21 protein-coding genes are annotated in these 17,142 nt (G+C 34.7%); all 21 read left to right on the forward strand.

The genetic code is table 11. From position 1 onward, the window contains the following. The first annotated feature begins 54 nt into the window (after positions 1 to 54). The 21 genes from ACUN8G_RS07395 to ACUN8G_RS07495 all read left to right on the forward strand — a co-directional run bounded on the left by ACUN8G_RS07395 (position 55) and on the right by ACUN8G_RS07495 (position 17,130). Positions 55 to 459: a YlbF/YmcA family competence regulator gene (locus ACUN8G_RS07395; RefSeq protein WP_437346396.1), complete on the forward strand. Its 405-nt coding sequence runs from the start codon at positions 55 to 57 to the stop codon at positions 457 to 459. 10 nt (positions 460 to 469) lie between these two features. After that, complete coding sequence (locus tag ACUN8G_RS07400; protein ID WP_437346395.1) at positions 470 to 841, forward strand: YlbF/YmcA family competence regulator; 372 nt, start codon at positions 470 to 472, stop codon at positions 839 to 841. 18 nt (positions 842 to 859) lie between these two features. Next, positions 860 to 2,164, forward strand: a complete 1,305-nt coding sequence (locus ACUN8G_RS07405; protein WP_437346394.1) for a permease — start codon at positions 860 to 862, stop codon at positions 2,162 to 2,164. 84 nt (positions 2,165 to 2,248) lie between these two features. After that, positions 2,249 to 2,680, forward strand: coding sequence for an arsenate reductase ArsC (locus ACUN8G_RS07410; RefSeq protein ID WP_437346393.1), 432 nt, complete (start codon positions 2,249 to 2,251; stop codon positions 2,678 to 2,680). Between the two features lie 100 nt (positions 2,681 to 2,780). Then, the gene (locus tag ACUN8G_RS07415) at positions 2,781 to 3,152 is read left to right on the forward strand and encodes a four helix bundle protein (protein ID WP_437346392.1); all 372 of its coding nucleotides are present in this window, start codon (positions 2,781 to 2,783) and stop codon (positions 3,150 to 3,152) included. A gap of 162 nt (positions 3,153 to 3,314) precedes the next feature. Continuing rightward, the gene (locus ACUN8G_RS07420; RefSeq protein WP_437346391.1) at positions 3,315 to 3,572 is read left to right on the forward strand and encodes a thioredoxin family protein; all 258 of its coding nucleotides are present in this window, start codon (positions 3,315 to 3,317) and stop codon (positions 3,570 to 3,572) included. Positions 3,573 to 3,606: 34 nt separating this feature from the next. After that, positions 3,607 to 4,659, forward strand: coding sequence for an ACR3 family arsenite efflux transporter (arsB, locus tag ACUN8G_RS07425; RefSeq protein WP_437346390.1), 1,053 nt, complete (start codon positions 3,607 to 3,609; stop codon positions 4,657 to 4,659). 40 nt (positions 4,660 to 4,699) lie between these two features. After that, positions 4,700 to 5,575: a universal stress protein gene (locus ACUN8G_RS07430; RefSeq protein WP_437346389.1), complete on the forward strand. Its 876-nt coding sequence runs from the start codon at positions 4,700 to 4,702 to the stop codon at positions 5,573 to 5,575. Positions 5,576 to 5,806: 231 nt separating this feature from the next. Beyond that, positions 5,807 to 5,962: a hypothetical protein gene (locus ACUN8G_RS07435; RefSeq protein ID WP_437346388.1), complete on the forward strand. Its 156-nt coding sequence runs from the start codon at positions 5,807 to 5,809 to the stop codon at positions 5,960 to 5,962. A 98-nt stretch (positions 5,963 to 6,060) separates the two neighbouring features. Further along, positions 6,061 to 6,453, forward strand: coding sequence for a CoA-binding protein (locus tag ACUN8G_RS07440; protein WP_437346387.1), 393 nt, complete (start codon positions 6,061 to 6,063; stop codon positions 6,451 to 6,453). 93 nt (positions 6,454 to 6,546) lie between these two features. Continuing rightward, complete coding sequence (locus ACUN8G_RS07445) at positions 6,547 to 6,849, forward strand: ArsR/SmtB family transcription factor (protein WP_437346386.1); 303 nt, start codon at positions 6,547 to 6,549, stop codon at positions 6,847 to 6,849. A gap of 324 nt (positions 6,850 to 7,173) precedes the next feature. Beyond that, complete coding sequence (locus tag ACUN8G_RS07450; protein WP_437346385.1) at positions 7,174 to 7,551, forward strand: hypothetical protein; 378 nt, start codon at positions 7,174 to 7,176, stop codon at positions 7,549 to 7,551. 2 nt (positions 7,552 to 7,553) lie between these two features. Beyond that, positions 7,554 to 7,838 carry an ATP-binding protein gene (locus ACUN8G_RS07455; protein ID WP_437346384.1) on the forward strand — a complete coding sequence of 95 codons (285 nt, stop codon included), beginning with the start codon at positions 7,554 to 7,556 and terminating at the stop codon, positions 7,836 to 7,838. A gap of 68 nt (positions 7,839 to 7,906) precedes the next feature. Further along, entirely contained in the window at positions 7,907 to 9,049 is a 1,143-nt protein-coding gene (cfa, locus tag ACUN8G_RS07460; protein ID WP_437346383.1) for a cyclopropane fatty acyl phospholipid synthase, read from the forward strand. A 26-nt stretch (positions 9,050 to 9,075) separates the two neighbouring features. Further along, positions 9,076 to 9,879, forward strand: a complete 804-nt coding sequence (locus ACUN8G_RS07465; RefSeq protein WP_437346382.1) for a pyrroline-5-carboxylate reductase family protein — start codon at positions 9,076 to 9,078, stop codon at positions 9,877 to 9,879. A gap of 22 nt (positions 9,880 to 9,901) precedes the next feature. After that, entirely contained in the window at positions 9,902 to 10,144 is a 243-nt protein-coding gene (locus tag ACUN8G_RS07470; RefSeq protein WP_437346381.1) for a thioredoxin family protein, read from the forward strand. A gap of 30 nt (positions 10,145 to 10,174) precedes the next feature. Continuing rightward, positions 10,175 to 10,807, forward strand: a complete 633-nt coding sequence (locus tag ACUN8G_RS07475; protein WP_437346380.1) for a TlpA family protein disulfide reductase — start codon at positions 10,175 to 10,177, stop codon at positions 10,805 to 10,807. Positions 10,808 to 10,809: 2 nt separating this feature from the next. Further along, a complete protein-coding gene (locus ACUN8G_RS07480) occupies positions 10,810 to 11,547 on the forward strand; it encodes a DUF169 domain-containing protein (protein WP_437346379.1) in 738 nt (245 codons plus the stop codon). Beyond that, positions 11,547 to 12,872, forward strand: coding sequence for a TolC family protein (locus ACUN8G_RS07485; RefSeq protein WP_437346378.1), 1,326 nt, complete (start codon positions 11,547 to 11,549; stop codon positions 12,870 to 12,872). Before ACUN8G_RS07480 ends, ACUN8G_RS07485 begins: the two co-directional genes overlap by 1 nt. A 119-nt stretch (positions 12,873 to 12,991) precedes the next feature. After that, positions 12,992 to 14,050: an efflux RND transporter periplasmic adaptor subunit gene (locus ACUN8G_RS07490; protein ID WP_437346377.1), complete on the forward strand. Its 1,059-nt coding sequence runs from the start codon at positions 12,992 to 12,994 to the stop codon at positions 14,048 to 14,050. Then, entirely contained in the window at positions 14,047 to 17,130 is a 3,084-nt protein-coding gene (locus ACUN8G_RS07495; protein ID WP_437346376.1) for an efflux RND transporter permease subunit, read from the forward strand. The genes ACUN8G_RS07490 and ACUN8G_RS07495 overlap by 4 nt, the downstream gene beginning before the upstream one ends. Positions 17,131 to 17,142 lie beyond the last annotated feature (12 nt).

Genomic DNA, 17,142 nt, shown 5'->3' on the forward strand with positions numbered 1-17,142 from the left:
TGTGAAGAATCAATCCACGTACAACGAACTCAAACAAATTGTCAGGACTAAATAATGAACGAAGAAACAAATCAAATTACACGCCAGGTGAAAGAAAACCTGATTAAGTCTTCAAAAAATCTTGGTAGAGCATTATTTAATTCAGAAGCTTACCAGAGATATATAAGAGCACGAGATAATTTCCGGCTCAGTGAGGAGGCAAAAAAATCATCAATGGAATACAATGCTGTGCTTCGTGACTATCAGATGAAAGCTAATTACGGTACACTCACTCCTGAAGATGAAAAGCTGATTGAAGAAGCAAGACAAAAGGCAATGAGTAACGAGATTCTTAAAGAGTTTTATGAATCGCAGCAGGATCTTATTGCATTTTACCAGGAAGTTAACTCATACTTAAGTGAAAAGTTAAAATTTAATTTTGCATCACTTGCAAAACCTGCAAGCGGATGCTGCGGATAGGAGAAGAAAAATGATTGACAATCAAATAAAATTTATTACCGATAATTTCATCCGGTCATTTCAGGCAGTGCCTGAGGTAATTGATTATCTCGATGCATTATCTGCTTATGAGAATGATAAAGAGATAAATGACTTGGTTGATAAATATTATTTGCTCTCAAGTCAGTTACAAGAAAAACAATACGATGGAACTTTAGAGCAGGAAGATATAAATGAATTAAGCGAAATTGCTTCAAAAATTCAAAACAATCCTCTGAATGTTAAACTTGCAGAAAAACAAAATAATCTAAAAAGCATTCTTCAAGAATGCAACGAGGCAATCAGTAATGAAATATCGATGGATTTTGCGAAGCTTGCTGCTCCATCATCTTGTTGCTCATAATAAAATAAAGGGTATAATATGGATTGGAAAGAACAGTATAAAAGCCTTTTGTGGATAACAGGATTCTTTCTATTCGCTTACTTTATGCCGATTGAAAACGAATCCTTCAAAGGTGCAATAATAGCCGCACTTGATTTAGCGAAATGGTACGCTCAGGAACATGTACTACTTTGTCTAGTACCAGCATTCTTTATAGCAGGAACAATCGCAGTATTTGTAAGTCAGGCAGCAGTTGTGAAATACTTTGGTGCCAAGGCGAAAAAATGGGTAGCATATTTAGTTGCATCAGTATCAGGGACAATACTTGCAGTATGTTCTTGTACAATTCTGCCATTGTTTTCAAGCATACACAAACGTGGTGCTGGTTTAGGTCCTGCTATTGCTTTCCTTTATTCGGGTCCGGCAATAAATATACTTGCTATAATTTTAACAGCACGAATTCTTGGATTAGAACTCGGAATTGCAAGAGTTATTGGTGCTGTATCTTTTAGCGTGATAATTGGATTGATTATGTCCTTTATTTACAGAAAAGAAGAAAAGGAAAAAGCAGAAAATCAACTTGCTATGCCAGATGTTGAAGAACCAAGACCATTATGGCAAACTGCATTACACTTTTTTATTCTTGTTGCAATTCTTGTTTTTGTAAACTGGGGGAAACCAGCAGATACAACCGAAGGTTTCTGGTATTTTATATACTCAAATAAATGGTTTATAACCTCAATCATTGGATTTGGTTTTGCTCTTTCAATGATATATATAATTCAGGTCAAAAAGATATATGTGATTTTAGGAACAGCAGCTGTAATTATTTCGGGAATTCTTTTTTATGATAACCCGACAATTACTTTTGTCGTGGCTGTAGTTGCAACAACAATAGCATTGACTTTTAGCGAGGGTGAACCAAATCAATGGCTAGGTGAAACCTGGGGATTCACAAAACAAATTATGCCGCTTCTTGGTGCTGGCGTTTTAGTTGCAGGATTTTTACTTGGTTCTCAAAATAATGGCAATGGTTTGATTCCCAATGAATGGATTTCAATCTTGGTTGGTGGTAACTCTTTATTCTCTAATTTCTTTGCATCAGTTGTCGGTGCTTTTATGTATTTTGCAACTTTAACAGAAATTCCAATACTTCAGGGATTAATAAACAGCGGAATGGGTAAAGGTCCTGCACTCGCACTATTACTAGCAGGTCCTGCTTTGTCATTACCGAATATGCTTGTTATTCGTGGTGTGATCGGTACACAGAAAACGGTTGTGTATGTATCATTAGTTATTGTAATGGCAACAATAAGCGGATTGATTTATGGAGCTTTATTTTAACTCTTAGCGAATCATCATTTCCGTAAAAGCGGGAATCCATCAATATACCCGTCTTTGCGGGCAAGACAAATTGAAAGGAAACTAATGAAAAAAAGAATACTAATACTATGCACAGGAAATTCTTGCCGCAGTCAGATGGCAGAAGGATTTCTTAAATCATTTGATAAAAATCTTGAAGTTTATTCAGCCGGAACAAAGCCCGCAGAAAAAGTAAATCCCTATGCAGTTAAAGCAATGATGGAAGTTGGAATTGACATAAGTAAAGGTGTTCCGGAAAATGTTGATAAATATCTTAACCAATCTTTTGATTATGTAATTACTGTTTGTGATAATGCTAAGGAAACCTGTCCGGTTTTTATCGGAAAAGTTGGAAAACAATTACACATCGGTTTTGATGATCCTGCTGAAGCTGTTGGAACGGAGGAAGAAGTGATGCCAGTTTATCGCAGAGTAAGAGATGAAATTAAAGCTGAATTTGAAAAATTTTATCAGCGAATTGAAAATTATATTGGATGAAAATGCTCAATATTCAATATTCAATGTTCAATATTCAACGATTAATGATCAACGCTCAATGTTCAACTAATAACGCTATTTGTTGTGAGAAGAAAATTATATGGATAAAAGAAAATTTGACCTTGAAGATCGTTTAGTTGATTTTACCAGCAGAATGATCGATGTAGTAGAATCTTTACCCAATTCAAGATCAGGAAACTATATTGCTGCTCAGCTAATAAGAGCCTGTCATTCTCCAGCATTTAACTATGGTGAAGCTCAAGCTGCTGAGTCACGAAATGATTTTATTCACAAAATGGGAATTGTACTTAAAGAATTAAAAGCATGTCGCACAGCCTTGAAGATTATCTATAAGAAAGAAATGATAAAGCCGATAAATAAACTTGATGATATCTTTAAAGAGACAGAAGAATTAATCGCTATTATTGCAAAAAGTGTTTTAACTGCTAAAAACAATAAGAAAAGAAATTGATTATCTATAGTTGTTAAATACTCAACTGAAAAATATCAACTTGAACATTGAGAATTGATTATTGTTAATTGATTATTGAAGATTGTATTGGATGAAAATGCTCAATATTCAATGTTCAACGTTCAATGCTCAATTGTTTAATAAAAAAAGGAGTATATAAATATGCTAGACATTAAAGTTCTTGGTCCTGGTTGTCCAAATTGTATTAAGCTGGAAAAACTTGTCAATGAAGTCGTATCAGAAAACAATATTCCAGCTAAGATTGAGAAGATAACCGATAAAGAAAAGTTTATGGATTATGGAGTAATGATGACCCCCGGATTAGTTGTAAACGGAAAAGTTCTGGCGATGGGTAAAATTCCGGTTAAATCAACCTTAGAAAATTGGTTAAAAAATATGAATGGAAACAAGATTTCATAAAAAATTTATTTTCAGAATTAAAAAAGAGATAATTATGAGCACTTCTGTTTCAAAAAAGCTTTCATTTTTTGATCGCTACTTAACACTATGGATTTTTCTGACCATGTTTATTGGTGTAGCGGCCGGATCAATTTTCCCGGGCATTGCGAGCTTTTGGGATTCTTTGAGTGTAGGTACAACTAACATTCCAATTGCAATTGGATTAATATTGATGATGTATCCACCGCTAGCAAAAGTTAAATATGAGGAGCTTCCCGTAGTTTTCAAAAATGTAAAATTGTTAAGCATATCTCTGGTTCAAAACTGGATTGTCGGACCATTAGTAATGTTTCTGCTTGCGATAGTTTTTCTACCTGATAAACCTGAGATGGCGATTGGAGTTATACTAGTTGGTTTAGCAAGGTGTATTGCGATGGTTTTAGTTTGGAATGATTTAGCAAACGGAGATTCTGAACTAGCCGCCGGCCTTGTTGCCTTCAATGCTATTTTTCAGGTTCTCTTCTATTCTGTCTATGCATATATATTCATAACTGTTTTGCCCCCAATCTTCGGGATGAAAGGCGCTTTGGTTGAAGTATCCATCTGGGAAATTGCTCTAACCGTTTTAATCTATCTCGGAATTCCATTTGCCGGCGGAGTTATATCCCAGTTTGTTCTGGTTAAAGCAAAGAGCAAAGAATGGTATTTCACTAAATTCATTCCGAAAATTTCAATTCTTACTCCTGTTGCATTATTGTTTACAATTTTTGTAATGTTTTCATTAAAAGGAGAAAAGATAGTCGAACTTCCGCTTGATGTAATACGAGTTGCTATTCCCTACACATTTTATTTTGCCCTAATGTTTCTGGCCACGTTTTTCTTTGTTAAAAAACAGGGAATTTCGTATGAAAAAACAACCACAGTTGCTTTTACTGCAGGCAGCAATGACTTTGAATTAGCTATTGCAGTGGCAGTGGCTGTCTTTGGGATTAATTCTCCAGCTGCATTTGCAACGGTGATTGGTCCATTGGTAGAGGTTCCTGTTTTGATAATGCTTGTGAATGTTGCTCTTGGTTTTAAGAAAAAGTATTTCACTACTGTAACTTGACTGTAAGAATTGTAAAAAATTATTAAGCAAAGGTGAAAAAATGTTTAAGAAAATTTTATTAGCAACTGATATTTCGAAGGCATCGGATGCGGTTATAAGTTGTGGAAACTTATTGAAAAATCTGGGTGCAGAGGAAGTAATTTTATTCTACGCGTTAGGCGTAAGGCACATCGAGTCATTAAAAAATCTTTTAAAAGATATTGCTGAACCCGATTTACTCCGTCAAAAGAAGATGCTTGAAGATCAGGGGTTAAATGTAAAACTTGAAATTGCACCCGGGATCCCTTCAGAAGAAATTAATAAATATGCTGAAACAAAAGATGTATCACTTATTGTGATTGGTACGCACGGAGAAACTGCTGCACAGCATATTCTTTTCAGAATTGGTGGTGTAACTTCTGAGATTTTGCATAGCCATAAAAAGCCTTTGCTTGTTGTAAGAACTTTTGTTACAGAAAAAAATGGTGAAAAATGCGTTGAGGCAACCTGCGCTAATTTTGCAAAACGAATTTTATATCCAACTGATTTTTCAGATACAGCATTTAGAGCATTCACTTATCTCGAAAAGCTTGTTGAATACGGCGCAAAAAAAATAACATTAATGCACGTTCAGGATAAAACCAAAATTGATAAACATCTTAAAGATAAACTCGATGAATTCAATAAGATCGATATGGAACGATTAGAGATGAGAAAGAAAGCTCTTATTGAAAAAGGTGCCACAAATGTTGAGATTAAAATTACTTATGGCATTCCCACAAAAGAAATTTTAGAAGAAGCAAAAAAAGATTATTCACTAATTGTTATGGGTAGTCAGGGAAGAGGATTCGTCGAAGAAATTTTTGTCGGGAGCGTGAGTCATAATGTTGTAAGGAACGCAAATATCTCTGTGCTATTAATTCCGGCATTGAGATAATAAAGATTGGGATTACTTCGCTTCGCCCGTAATGACAGAAATGAAAGCAACCACTGAAAGGAGTAAAACGACGAAGCAATCTTTTGAGGCTTAGTTAGAATAGGGCTCAAAAATTTGACATAAAAATATTCGTTATGCCCCTCGGCGCTTGCAGTTTCGAAAACAACTGGCGATATAATGTTGAAACTGGTTTCGGAAAAATTTAAAGCCCGGATGAGGGATATATTTGATATGAAACTGACCGAAATTTTTTTACCTGAATCTTTTCATTACAAATATATTCTTGAAGATATTCGGAATGAAAAACTTCAAACACCGGTTGTGATGATTAATAATAAATTCAATCAGCAGAAAAATTATCTGAGAGAAATCAAAAAGAAGAAATAGAACGTCAATTGAGCTGATTGGTGCAGACTAAAATTCGTTCGGATCAGCTAAATCTGCTAAATCAGCGTTCCGTTAAAAGACTAAAAGGATTATCAATAATGTTAGCCGAAGATATTCTTAAATCAAAAAAATCATTCGCCATAGTCGGTGCTTCAAATGAAGTGATGAAGTATGGATATGAGCTTGTTTGTGTATTTAAAGATTATGGATTTAAAATCTTTCCGATTAATCCCAAATATGATGAGATTGAAGGGATAAAATGCTATCCATCATTAAAGGAACTACCGGAAAAACCTGATGTTGTATTGATTGCACTTGCACCAAAGAACACAATTAATGTTGTTCCGGTTGTAAAAGAAATTGGAGTGGATAAAATCTGGTTCCCTCCAAACTGCTTTGATAATACTGCCATTGAAAAAGCAAAGGAATTAAAAATCGATTATATAAGCAATGTATGTCCAATCGGAATTTTGAGAAAGATTTTTTCTTAATAATGATAAAAAATATAGAATGACGTTATTTTTATTATTTTTTTATATGCTAATATTGGCATATATTTGGATATAAAGAAGGAGAAGTTATTAATGGAAAGCAAGATGTCAGAAATGTTAACGGCAATTTCTCATCCAAACAGAATTAGAATATTAAAGTTATTAGAAAAAGAAAAGGTACTTTGCGGCTGTGAAATTCTTCCGAAAGTAGGTCTAGAACAATCAAATTTGTCAAGGCATCTGAGTACACTGGTAAAGGCAGGAGTTTTAATTGCGTGGAAAGAAGGTGTACGTATGAATTATAAAATAGCAGATGATAGGATTTATGAAATAATTAACTTGGCTGAAAAAATAACAGAAGACAGCATGAAAGTAAGAACTAAGATAGAGGTATAATATTTTTTTTTATGTAAATATGATTTCTTGCTCATATAATCATAAAAGAAATAATTGCAGGTGGACAAGAGTTCTTTGAATATATGAAAGCATTTAACGATGATAGCTCAGTTGTCGCTTGAATTTGAAAAGCAGGGATAAAAGGATGAGCGTAAAGTACTGATCTGTTATTGCGGAAACTGTGGAGCTGAAAAGGAATATAGTCGAGGAAACAAAACTGAATTTAATTCTGCATTAAAGAATGAATGATAATTATTTATTGAGTATTATGATCCTAATAGAAAAAATAAAAGTATATCACTAATAATTGGGAGGAATATCAATATGAACACTGCAACAAAAAACCAAGAAAGAAAAAAAGCAATTTTAATGTGTACATGTAGCTTTGCTTGCCCGAGTATGAAAGATATTAACTTCGGTGAACTTGCCGAAAGAATCCGTCTTGAGCTGCCGCACGATTATATGTTACTACACCCGAGATTATGCGAAGAGAACGGTGAAAATCTCCTGGCTGATTTATTGAAAGATAATGTAGCCTACATTACACCAGCTTGCAAAGAAGAAAAACAAAAAAAATTATTGCGGGACGGTTTTGAACGCGCAAATGTTCAAATGAACAATAACTGGAAACCAGTTTCAATATCTTTCAAGAATACAGAGACAGCTTTTAATGACATTAAGAAAGCTCTTGAGGAGGTATAGCTATGGCCGGTCAAACATATATGGGAATACCGCGCGAAAAAATTCCATGGTACCCAACAATTGACCCTGAGTTGTGCAATAGTTGTGGCGCCTGTTTGGATTTTTGCTCCAATAATGTTTTTGCTCAAGGAGAATTATCAACAATAGTAGCCAATCCGTATAACTGTGTTGTCGGCTGTTCGGCCTGTAGTAAAGAATGTGAAATGAACGCAATCTCATTTCCTGATAAAAATGAATTTGTGAAGCTGCTTCAAGAGTTGAGAGAGAAATATAAAAGTACTGCATAAATATATATTCAATTATGATGATTATTATGCAGATTTTAAATTCTTTGTGGAAAAGAGATGAGATATAGTTGAAAGAATTAGTAAAAATTAACTTGAAAAATAAATACAAAAATATCGCCGAAGAAATTTTAGGTTATGCTGGTATAAAAATTAACGGAAGTAATTCTTGGGATATAACTGTTCATAATGATGAGTTTTATAAAAGAGTTCTCACTCAAGGCGAACTTGGACTCGGTGAATCTTATATGGATGGTTGGTGGGACGCTAAGGAAATTGATTCATTCATTTACAAAGTGTTAACTGCTAAACTCGATGAAAAAATAAAAAGGAGCATTTTTATTCTTGCAAGATTTGCTCTTGCAAAAATCATTAATATGCAGTCTGTAAAGAGAGCGTTTATTATTGGCGAAAGGCATTATGATCTTGGCAATGATTTATTCCGGAATCTGCTCGATAAGAGAATGAACTATAGCTGCGCTTACTGGAAAAATGCAAAGACACTCGATGAAGCACAGGAAAATAAACTCGAACTAATCTGTAAAAAACTTTATCTCGAACCCGGAATGAGAGTTCTCGATATCGGCTGCGGTTGGGGTGCATTTGGTAAATATGCAGCAGAAAAATACGGCGTTGAGGTTGTCGGAGTTACAGTGTCAAAAGAGCAAGTTGAACTCGGTCGTAAAATGTGCGAGGGCCTCCCGGTTGAATTTCGCTTAACCGACTATAGAAATATTAATGAAAAATATGATCGTATTGTGAGTATCGGAATGATAGAACACGTCGGCTACAAAAATTATAAAACTTACTTTAAGGTTGCAGAAAAGTGCTTAAAAGAAGATGGATTGTTTTTACTTCATACGATAGGAAATTTAAAATCCGTCAATGCTGGTGATCCATGGACAGATAAATATATTTTCCCGAATGGAATGCTTCCATCTGTAGCACAGTTGAGTAAAGCAATGGAAAAACTGTTTGTAATTGAAGACTTACACAACTTTGGCGCTGACTACGATAAAACCTTAATGGCCTGGTATAAAAACTTTATTGATAACTGGGACAGGATAAAAGATAAATACGGAGAAAGATTCTTTAGAATGTGGAAATACTTTTTACTATCCTCGGCCGGTTCCTTCAGAGCAAGAAAAAATCAACTTTGGCAGTTTGTCTTATCTAAAACCGGTGTGCCAGGAGGATATACAGCGGTGCGTTAATTTGAATTCTATTTAGAGGTTAAAAAATGAAAAACATAGAAGAAAGAAAAATATCATTCATCGGTGGAGGAAAAATTAGTGAAGTATTTATAAGTCGCCTTCTCGATGTAGAATTTGCTTCCAAAGAAAATTTAATGGTATCGGATGTTGATAAGAGTAGACTCGAATACTTAAAAGAAAAATTCTGTATACGCGTGACCGAAAATAACAATGAATCTGCTGAGTTTGGCGATATTGTATTTCTTGCAGTACCTCCAAAACAAATTAAAATTGTTTTATCGGAAAACTGTCGTGGGATTGTAAAAAAGCAACTAATCATTTCCCTTGCTGCTGCTATTCCTACCTGGTTGATTGAAAGTGTCTTATGTGAAAATTCTCCCGTCGTTCGGGTTATACCCAACACGCCGTCTCAAGTTGGCAAAGGTGTAAATCCCTACTGCTGTGGTAAATTCGTTAATGAAGAATTGAAACAAAATGTTCAAAAGATACTTTCCGTATTTGGTGACGCGATAGAAATTGATGAAGAACTGATGAATATTGCGACCGCAGTTACTGCAGTTGGACCAACATATTGGTTACCTGCAGTTAAATCATTATTGGAATTTACTGAACAAAAAGGGTTTGATAAAGAATTGGCTAACAAATTAGTTGTCGGAACAATGAAAGGTACAGCGGAATTAATACTACAGACAATGAAAGACCCTGATGAATTATTGGGCATGATAGGAACAAGAACGATTAACGAGGAAATCGAAAAACAAATTTTTTACGATGCTGTTAAAACCGCTTATGAAAAAATTCAACAGTGTGAAAAAAAACTCATCGAATAAACTTAAAAGGAGGAATGTTTCTATGGTTGTAAAAATATTAGGACCCGGCTGCAGTAAATGTAGAGCTCTCGAAGCGAAAGTTAGAGATGTGGTTATGAAAAACAATATTCAAGCCGAAGTTAAAAAAGTGGAAGATATAAATGAAATGATGAGTTACGGTATAATGATGACACCAGGACTTGTAGTGGATGAAAAAGTAGTAAGTTTTGGTATAGTTCCTAAAGAAGAACAAATTCTAAAATGGCTTAATGACAATTCACAATAATTAATCATTATACAGGTTGCTTGGTACTGTATGAAATATATAGTCTTGAAAATTTTGTTCCTAATCTTGTTTTATAATACGTCTTTTTCTCAATATAAAATTGACCAGCTTAGAAACGAAATAAGTGATATTAATATTTCCTTTCATCATTCAAAATTACCGGATCAGAATAAATATACCGACTTAGATAACTTGCTGAAATCTTCTTATACTGATGAATATTCTGGATTTGTAGCTTCTAAGTTAAAAACCGAATATGATCTTTTTTTGAGCTCGCTAAAGCATGTGGAAAATATTGATACTCTCAAAAAAATTTTCCTGGCTGTGAATAATAAGTTCAACTCGCTAAGTTATAATTATTTTTATCAGAAAGCGCTTAAAGCTTCTAAACAAAAAATTCTTGTTTTTTCTACCTCAATGTCTTGTGAATGCGCGCTGGATATGTGTTATCATCAAGAAGCTGAAATACAGAAATTCTGTAAAGAAAATAATTTCGATTATGCAATCATTGATACCTGGGAAGATTTTGAAATTCAGCAGAAATACAAAGTGGATTTCGTGCCGACAGTTATCATTCTCGATTCAGAGAATAAAGAGATACATCGTTTTACAAGAGAAGAAAATATCTATTCTGAACTAAACAGGTATTTATTGGAGAATTAAAAATGGAAACAAAATTTAGAACAATATCAGAAACATTAATACAATCGGTAGGATTAGAATATGAGCCAGTAGGAATTAAATTTTATGAAACTTATTCTCTAAATGGAATTCCAAAAGCGGAAGATCACAGAATTTGCCAATTGGTTATGCGTGCAAGAAAGGGTGAAAAATTAGTATTGACAAAAGATGGCATTTCTTGTCCGGCTGCCGCAGCGGCTTTGGGATTTAAACCACTACCCAAAAATTTACAAGACGGAACAATGCTGCAAGGTTATGGAATATTCAGAGATAAAGATGTGGCTGTGAAAGTAATGGAAGCTATGCCACGACTCGAGCAGAGTAAATACGAGGCTATCGAAGCAAAACCGTTGAAAGATTGGGAAGATAATCCAGATGTGATTGTAATTGAGGATGAAGTGGAAAAACTGATGTGGATTTCACTTGCATATCTGAATGAAGAAGGCGGGAGATTGAATATGAGCACAAGCATTCTCCAAGCCATATGCGTGGATGCTATAGTTCTTCCATTCAAGACTCAAAAGATAAATATGAGCTTCGGATGCTACGGATGCCGCGACGCTACCGATGCAAAATCAAGCGAGGCAATTCTCGGCCTGCCATCTGCAAAGCTTGATATGGTTTACGAAAATATAAAATATCTGAAATCAAAAGCGATTGACAGGTCTCGCGCAAAACAAATTTATCAGGCATTTGCAAAAAGAGTTGGAGAAAAAATATAATGCAACAAAAATTTTTAGTATGGTTGGTAGCGTTAATTATAGCTCTGTTTTTCTTTAAACCCATTGAGGCTCAGACATCTAAAAAGCAATATAATCTAAATGAACTTATTAATATTGCATTTGAAAATTATCCACAATTGAGAGCCAATGATAAAAATATACAGGCTGTATTGAAACAGCTTGATTACCTGGACAAAAATTACCAGCCGCAGTTATTTTTTGATTTGAACATTTCGAGATGGAAATACCTTCTTCCAAATAAACAAAAACTTCTGGGCAATTCACTAAATGACATTTATGCCGATTTCAGAATCAATCAGCTTATTTATGACTGGAATAAAAATACGCTGCAAAAAGAATATATTGATGAAACGGCTAACATTGATCGAAACTTTGGAAAAAAATTACGTCTAGCTATTTCTTATTCTATAGCAAAGAATTATCTCGAATTGCTTAAAGCTAAAAGAACAGTGCAGATTCAAGAAGAATCGATCGCACAGTTGAAAGAACATCTTAAAAATGCTGAGGCTCTCTACAGCATTGGCAAAGTTTCAAATCTTGATGTAATTAAAGCGAACGTGCAGATTGAAGTCGCACTTGATGAGCTGTCAAAAGCAAAAAATCTGCTTGATGTACAGAGAAATAATTTAAACGTACTCTGTGGGAACACATTGGCGGACTCTTTTGATGTAGTGGATAATGCCGATGAATGGTGGAATAAATATTCGGGTAAGATTTATGACTTAAACGAATTGAAAAACTTGTTAGGAAACATGCACCCCGATTTAGAAAATATTTGTACACAAAAAGAACTAAGAGCAAAAGAAATCCAATTATTTAACAAAGAATATTATCCAAATTTTTATGCATTTGGAATTACAAATGTTGAGGATAGTAAAATTCCAATGGGAAATTTTAATTGGAATATTGGAGTAACAATTTCTTATTCTCTCCCCTTCTTCCACGGTGCGAATTTTCAGGACAAGATCGAGCAGGCTCAAATTCGAATTGATGCATTGAATGAAAATGAATCTGCTATTTTTCAGCAACTTGAAACAAGTGTAAAAAATAATTTAATAAAGTTGGAAGATATTAAAAGCAGATTGAGCGGAACTCAAAAAATTGTTAAGCTTGCAGAAGAAAGCTTATCTACAGCTAATTTGAAATACAACATAGGCAAAGGAAGTAGTCTCGATGTACTGGATGCTGAAAAAATATTAACGACTGCTAAACTGAATTATAACCAGATTATAATTGATTTTTTATCAACGATTGCTGAACTGAATTACAACATTGGTAGAGATGAAATACCTTTTACCCAATAGAGGGCGGACTGAAATAACTGTGCAGGTATTTGCAGAATCGATCAGCATAAGTTAGACAAATCCGTTGAATCAGCATTCTGATTATTGTGATTTTTTAGATAAAAAATGGAAAGAAATCAATGAAAACAAAAATACTTATATCAATTGCTCTTTTGGCAATACTGATAACAGGATGCTCAAAGGAAGTAAAATCAGAAAAGCCGAAACCGAAAACTCCACTTGTAAAAGTTGAAGAAATAAAGTATAGACCGATTACAAAATCAGTTAAGCTAATTGGTACAGTGGAAGCGAAGGTGATGACGACTATTGTTGCTTCATCAGATGGTTTTATTGAAAAGCTAAATGTTCAAGAAAATCAATTCGTAAGAAAAGATAAAGTGCTGGCAATAATTGCTTCGCAGGAAAGAGCCTCGCTTATATCTCAAGCGAAAAATAAAATCGATGAGTTAACATCAAAACTCAAAAAAACTTCTATTAACAGTAATGAATACTCTCAATTGAATTCGCAACTTGAGCAAGCAAAGAGAGAATTAGAATATGCTGATAAATTATTTCTCGGTATTCCGGTAATTTCTCCGTTAAACGGTACTATTACTCAAAAATTTATCGAATTAGGAAGTGCAGTTTCTGCAAAGCAAAATCTTTTTACTATTGTGGACTTCAATTCGCTTATAATTAAATCTTCTGTCTCGGAGGATTTATTCTCTAAAATTAAACCGGGCGATAAGCGGAGAGTGAAATTTAATGCTATGCCTGAAAAAGAATTCGCAGCCAGGATTACGCTGAAGTATCAACAAATTGACGCTGCGACAAGAAATTTCCCCATTGAATTAAAACTCATCAATAACACAAATGAAATAACACCGGGAATGATGGCAGAGCTTGAACTAATCACTGATAAAAAGGATAAAGCCCTTATCGTTCCCAATGATGTTTTCATTGTAAATCAAGAAGGTGAGAAAATAGTTTATATTATAAAGGATACTCCTTCGGAAGGAACAACTGCCTATCAAAAGATTGTTACTACCGGGATATCGAATGAAAAATTTACAGAAGTAGTATCTGGCTTGAATGAAGGAGATAAAATTGTTGTGATGGGGCAAGAGGTTTTAAAAGATGGAATCAAGGTTATGGTACAGAAACAGAAAACGAAAAATGAAGGCGGGAAAAAGAAATGAGACTGTCAACTTCATCAATTAAAAGACCGGCAACCGTTATCGTTTTAATGATTGCAATTGTTGTGATTGGTATTCTTGGATATACACAACTCGCAACAAACCTTCTGCCAGATATCACTTATCCGATGATAAAAGTTTATGTTACGTGGCGAGGTGCTACCCCCGAAGAAATTGAAGATAATATTGCAACTGTAATCGAACGGAAAATTGCTACTGTTGACAACCTTGATTATATGGAATCACAATGCACAGAAGGTTTGTACGCTCTGCAAGTTTATTTTACTTACGATGCCGACCGTGATATAGCTTACCAGGATGTGCTCTCAAAACTTGGACTGGTAAGAAAAAATTTGCCAAAAGATGCCGAAGAGCCGCTTGTGTTCAAAGCTGATCCTTCTCAATTGCCCGTCATGGATTTGCTGATTACCTCTGACAAACTGGATTTAACAAAACTGCGGACTTACGTTGAGAATGAACTCCAGGACCAATTTACTTCCATTGAAGGAACTGCAGGAACAGAAATAACCGGTGGATTAAAAAGAGAAATACGAGTCCATATCGACCCTTTAAAACTGCAGGGTTATGGTTTGTCCGTTGATAAAATTGCACAACGTTTGAAAGACGAAAATCTTGAACTTCTCGGTGGAAGAGTAATATCTGATAGAAGAGATTATATTGTCAGAACTGTCGGTGAATTTACTAATATTAATGAAATAGAGAATCTTATTATTTCTAAAGGAAAGAACGAAGGATTAGTACTTCTTAAAGATGTTGCGGAGGTTAAAGATGGCTATGCAATTCAACGAATAAAAAATAAATTAAATAGTGTAGAAGGTGTAAAACTTTCCGTTTTCAAGCAGACCGGGGCTAATACTGTTGAAGTATCGGATTTAGTTACCGAAAAACTAAAAGAATTAAAAACAGTGATTCCTCCTTCAATAAGTCTTAATATAATTTATGACCAGGCAGAATATATACGTGCTGCAGTTGCCGGTGTTCGTGATGCGGCCTTGATCGCAGCTTTTCTTGTCGTTATCGTAACGGCATTTTTCTTGACGGGATGGAAAAGAGTTTTAATTGTTTCGCTTACACTTCCCGTTACACTTCTTGGAACTTTTTTCTTTATGCAGATCCTGAATTTTTCAATCAACATCTTTACACTCGGGGGATTGGTTGTGGCGATAACGGTTTTGCTTGATAATTGTATCGTTGTCCTTGAAAATATTACACGTATTCAAGAAGAAGAGCTTGCAGAACAACATCCCGTTCAAAAAGGTGCAGCACAAGTAAGTGGTGCTGTACTTACAGCAACTCTCACATTTATCGCTTTATTTCTTCCTTTCCTTTTAGTCTCAGGTTTGGTTTCTCTTTTGTTTAAGGAATTGATAATAACTGTTGCCATAACCATCACATTGTCATTAATTGTGGCATTAACCTTAACGCCAACACTAACTTCCCTTTTCTTTAAGGAAGGCAAGCCAGTTCATGTTAAAAAGGGAATTATTTCTAAACTTGCTGATGGATTAATAAAAATCATTATTAAACCATATAAACCATTGCTTCGATGGTCTCTGAAGTATCGATGGATTGTTGTTCTAATTACCCTTGCACTTTTTTTTGTTGGATTAATTTTCTTAAATAAAATCGGTTCTGAATTTTTACCGAAGGCAGATGACGGACAGATAACAGTCAAAATAAAAATGCCCACCGGTTCTCCGATGGAAGAAACACACAAAGTTATTTCGCAGCTCGAAAATTTTGTTAAAGAGCAGCCATACATCGATAAATATTCTTCTCTTTCTGGCGGGAAGATATGGGGATTAGTAACTTATGAAATTGCAAATGAAGGCGAGATTAATATCCAGCTTGTTAAACCTTCCCAAAGACCAATGACGACGGATGAATATGTCGAATGGCTTACACCGTTAGTTCAGCAAAATATAAAATTCCCTGGATTGAAGATGAAAGTATTTCACACGAAGCTGAAAGGAATAAAACAAACCGGTGAGTTCGATATAGAAGTAGAAGTAATTGCTCCACGCAGCGAGCCTATCGAAAATATTTATGAGCATGCAAATCGTGTTTCAAATATACTTAAGCAAGTTGATGGCCTAACAGGCATTGATGTTTCGATAGATATTACTAAACCGGAATATCAAATATTTGTTGATAGAACTAAAGCGATTGATCAAGGATTAAGTGTTAACCAGATAGCTTCCACAATTAAATCGAGCATTGACGGAGCCGTTCCAACGCAATTTAAAGAGGAAGGTTACTACTATCCTATAAGAATTGTGGTTGATGAAAATGATATTAAAAGTGTTAGTGATGTTGAAAATCTTTCAATTTATCCAAGCAATGGTAGCAAGATTAGATTAAACACAATTGCTAAAGTTGAACAGCGTTCGGGTCCACTGGAGATTGATAGAAAGGACCAGAATCGCGTGATCAAAGCAACAGCGAACGTTACGGGAAGAACTGTCGGCGAAGCTACAGCCGATATTCAAAAGCTACTTAGTGGTTGTAATTTGCCCCTTGGATATAAAATAAATTTTGGCGGCCAATCGCAAATGTTAAGAGAAAATTTCCAAACAATGGTAATTATTTTACTAATAGCGATGTTTTTTGCGTATGTGGTGCTTGTAATCAACTTCGAGGATTTTATTAAACCGTTCATTATTCTTATTCGAGTTCCACTCTCACTTATTGGAGTCTCCTATGCTCTTTATCTTACCAATCAGCCAATAGGCGTAACGGTGATGATTGGTTTTATCATCCTTGCTGGAATTGAAATTAATCAAGGTGTAATTCTTATTACATTTATAGATCAGCTTCGTGAACAAGGAATGAGTTTGATTGAAGCAATTCAAAAAGCAGCAGTTGTCCGTTTACGTCCAATTTTGATGACTGACATTGTTGGAATAATTGGTCTACTCCCGCTTGCGTTAAGTATAGGCGAAGGAACGGAATTATTGAAGCCAATGGCAATTGCTGTAATTGGAGGATTGATATTTGGTTTAGTACTGGTATTTCTCTTTCTCCCTGCCTTGTATTTGATTTTTGAAAGAAGAAAGAATTAATAATTAGCAACG

This window comes from Melioribacter sulfuriphilus, from assembly GCF_052656625.1.

What these genes read in the sequence shown, in the direction of transcription:
- ACUN8G_RS07395 (WP_437346396.1), top strand. Translation starts at nt 55, where the DNA reads ATGAACGAAGAAACAAATCAAATTACACGCCAGGTGAAAGAAAACCTG.
- ACUN8G_RS07400 (WP_437346395.1), top strand. Translation starts at nt 470, where the DNA reads ATGATTGACAATCAAATAAAATTTATTACCGATAATTTCATCCGGTCA.
- ACUN8G_RS07405 (WP_437346394.1), top strand. Translation starts at nt 860, where the DNA reads ATGGATTGGAAAGAACAGTATAAAAGCCTTTTGTGGATAACAGGATTC.
- ACUN8G_RS07410 (WP_437346393.1), top strand. Translation starts at nt 2,249, where the DNA reads ATGAAAAAAAGAATACTAATACTATGCACAGGAAATTCTTGCCGCAGT.
- ACUN8G_RS07415 (WP_437346392.1), top strand. Translation starts at nt 2,781, where the DNA reads ATGGATAAAAGAAAATTTGACCTTGAAGATCGTTTAGTTGATTTTACC.
- ACUN8G_RS07420 (WP_437346391.1), top strand. Translation starts at nt 3,315, where the DNA reads ATGCTAGACATTAAAGTTCTTGGTCCTGGTTGTCCAAATTGTATTAAG.
- arsB (WP_437346390.1), top strand. Translation starts at nt 3,607, where the DNA reads ATGAGCACTTCTGTTTCAAAAAAGCTTTCATTTTTTGATCGCTACTTA.
- ACUN8G_RS07430 (WP_437346389.1), top strand. Translation starts at nt 4,700, where the DNA reads ATGTTTAAGAAAATTTTATTAGCAACTGATATTTCGAAGGCATCGGAT.
- ACUN8G_RS07435 (WP_437346388.1), top strand. Translation starts at nt 5,807, where the DNA reads ATGAAACTGACCGAAATTTTTTTACCTGAATCTTTTCATTACAAATAT.
- ACUN8G_RS07440 (WP_437346387.1), top strand. Translation starts at nt 6,061, where the DNA reads ATGTTAGCCGAAGATATTCTTAAATCAAAAAAATCATTCGCCATAGTC.
- ACUN8G_RS07445 (WP_437346386.1), top strand. Translation starts at nt 6,547, where the DNA reads ATGGAAAGCAAGATGTCAGAAATGTTAACGGCAATTTCTCATCCAAAC.
- ACUN8G_RS07450 (WP_437346385.1), top strand. Translation starts at nt 7,174, where the DNA reads ATGAACACTGCAACAAAAAACCAAGAAAGAAAAAAAGCAATTTTAATG.
- ACUN8G_RS07455 (WP_437346384.1), top strand. Translation starts at nt 7,554, where the DNA reads ATGGCCGGTCAAACATATATGGGAATACCGCGCGAAAAAATTCCATGG.
- ACUN8G_RS07465 (WP_437346382.1), top strand. Translation starts at nt 9,076, where the DNA reads ATGAAAAACATAGAAGAAAGAAAAATATCATTCATCGGTGGAGGAAAA.
- ACUN8G_RS07470 (WP_437346381.1), top strand. Translation starts at nt 9,902, where the DNA reads ATGGTTGTAAAAATATTAGGACCCGGCTGCAGTAAATGTAGAGCTCTC.
- ACUN8G_RS07475 (WP_437346380.1), top strand. Translation starts at nt 10,175, where the DNA reads ATGAAATATATAGTCTTGAAAATTTTGTTCCTAATCTTGTTTTATAAT.
- ACUN8G_RS07480 (WP_437346379.1), top strand. Translation starts at nt 10,810, where the DNA reads ATGGAAACAAAATTTAGAACAATATCAGAAACATTAATACAATCGGTA.
- ACUN8G_RS07485 (WP_437346378.1), top strand. Translation starts at nt 11,547, where the DNA reads ATGCAACAAAAATTTTTAGTATGGTTGGTAGCGTTAATTATAGCTCTG.
- ACUN8G_RS07490 (WP_437346377.1), top strand. Translation starts at nt 12,992, where the DNA reads ATGAAAACAAAAATACTTATATCAATTGCTCTTTTGGCAATACTGATA.
- ACUN8G_RS07495 (WP_437346376.1), top strand. Translation starts at nt 14,047, where the DNA reads ATGAGACTGTCAACTTCATCAATTAAAAGACCGGCAACCGTTATCGTT.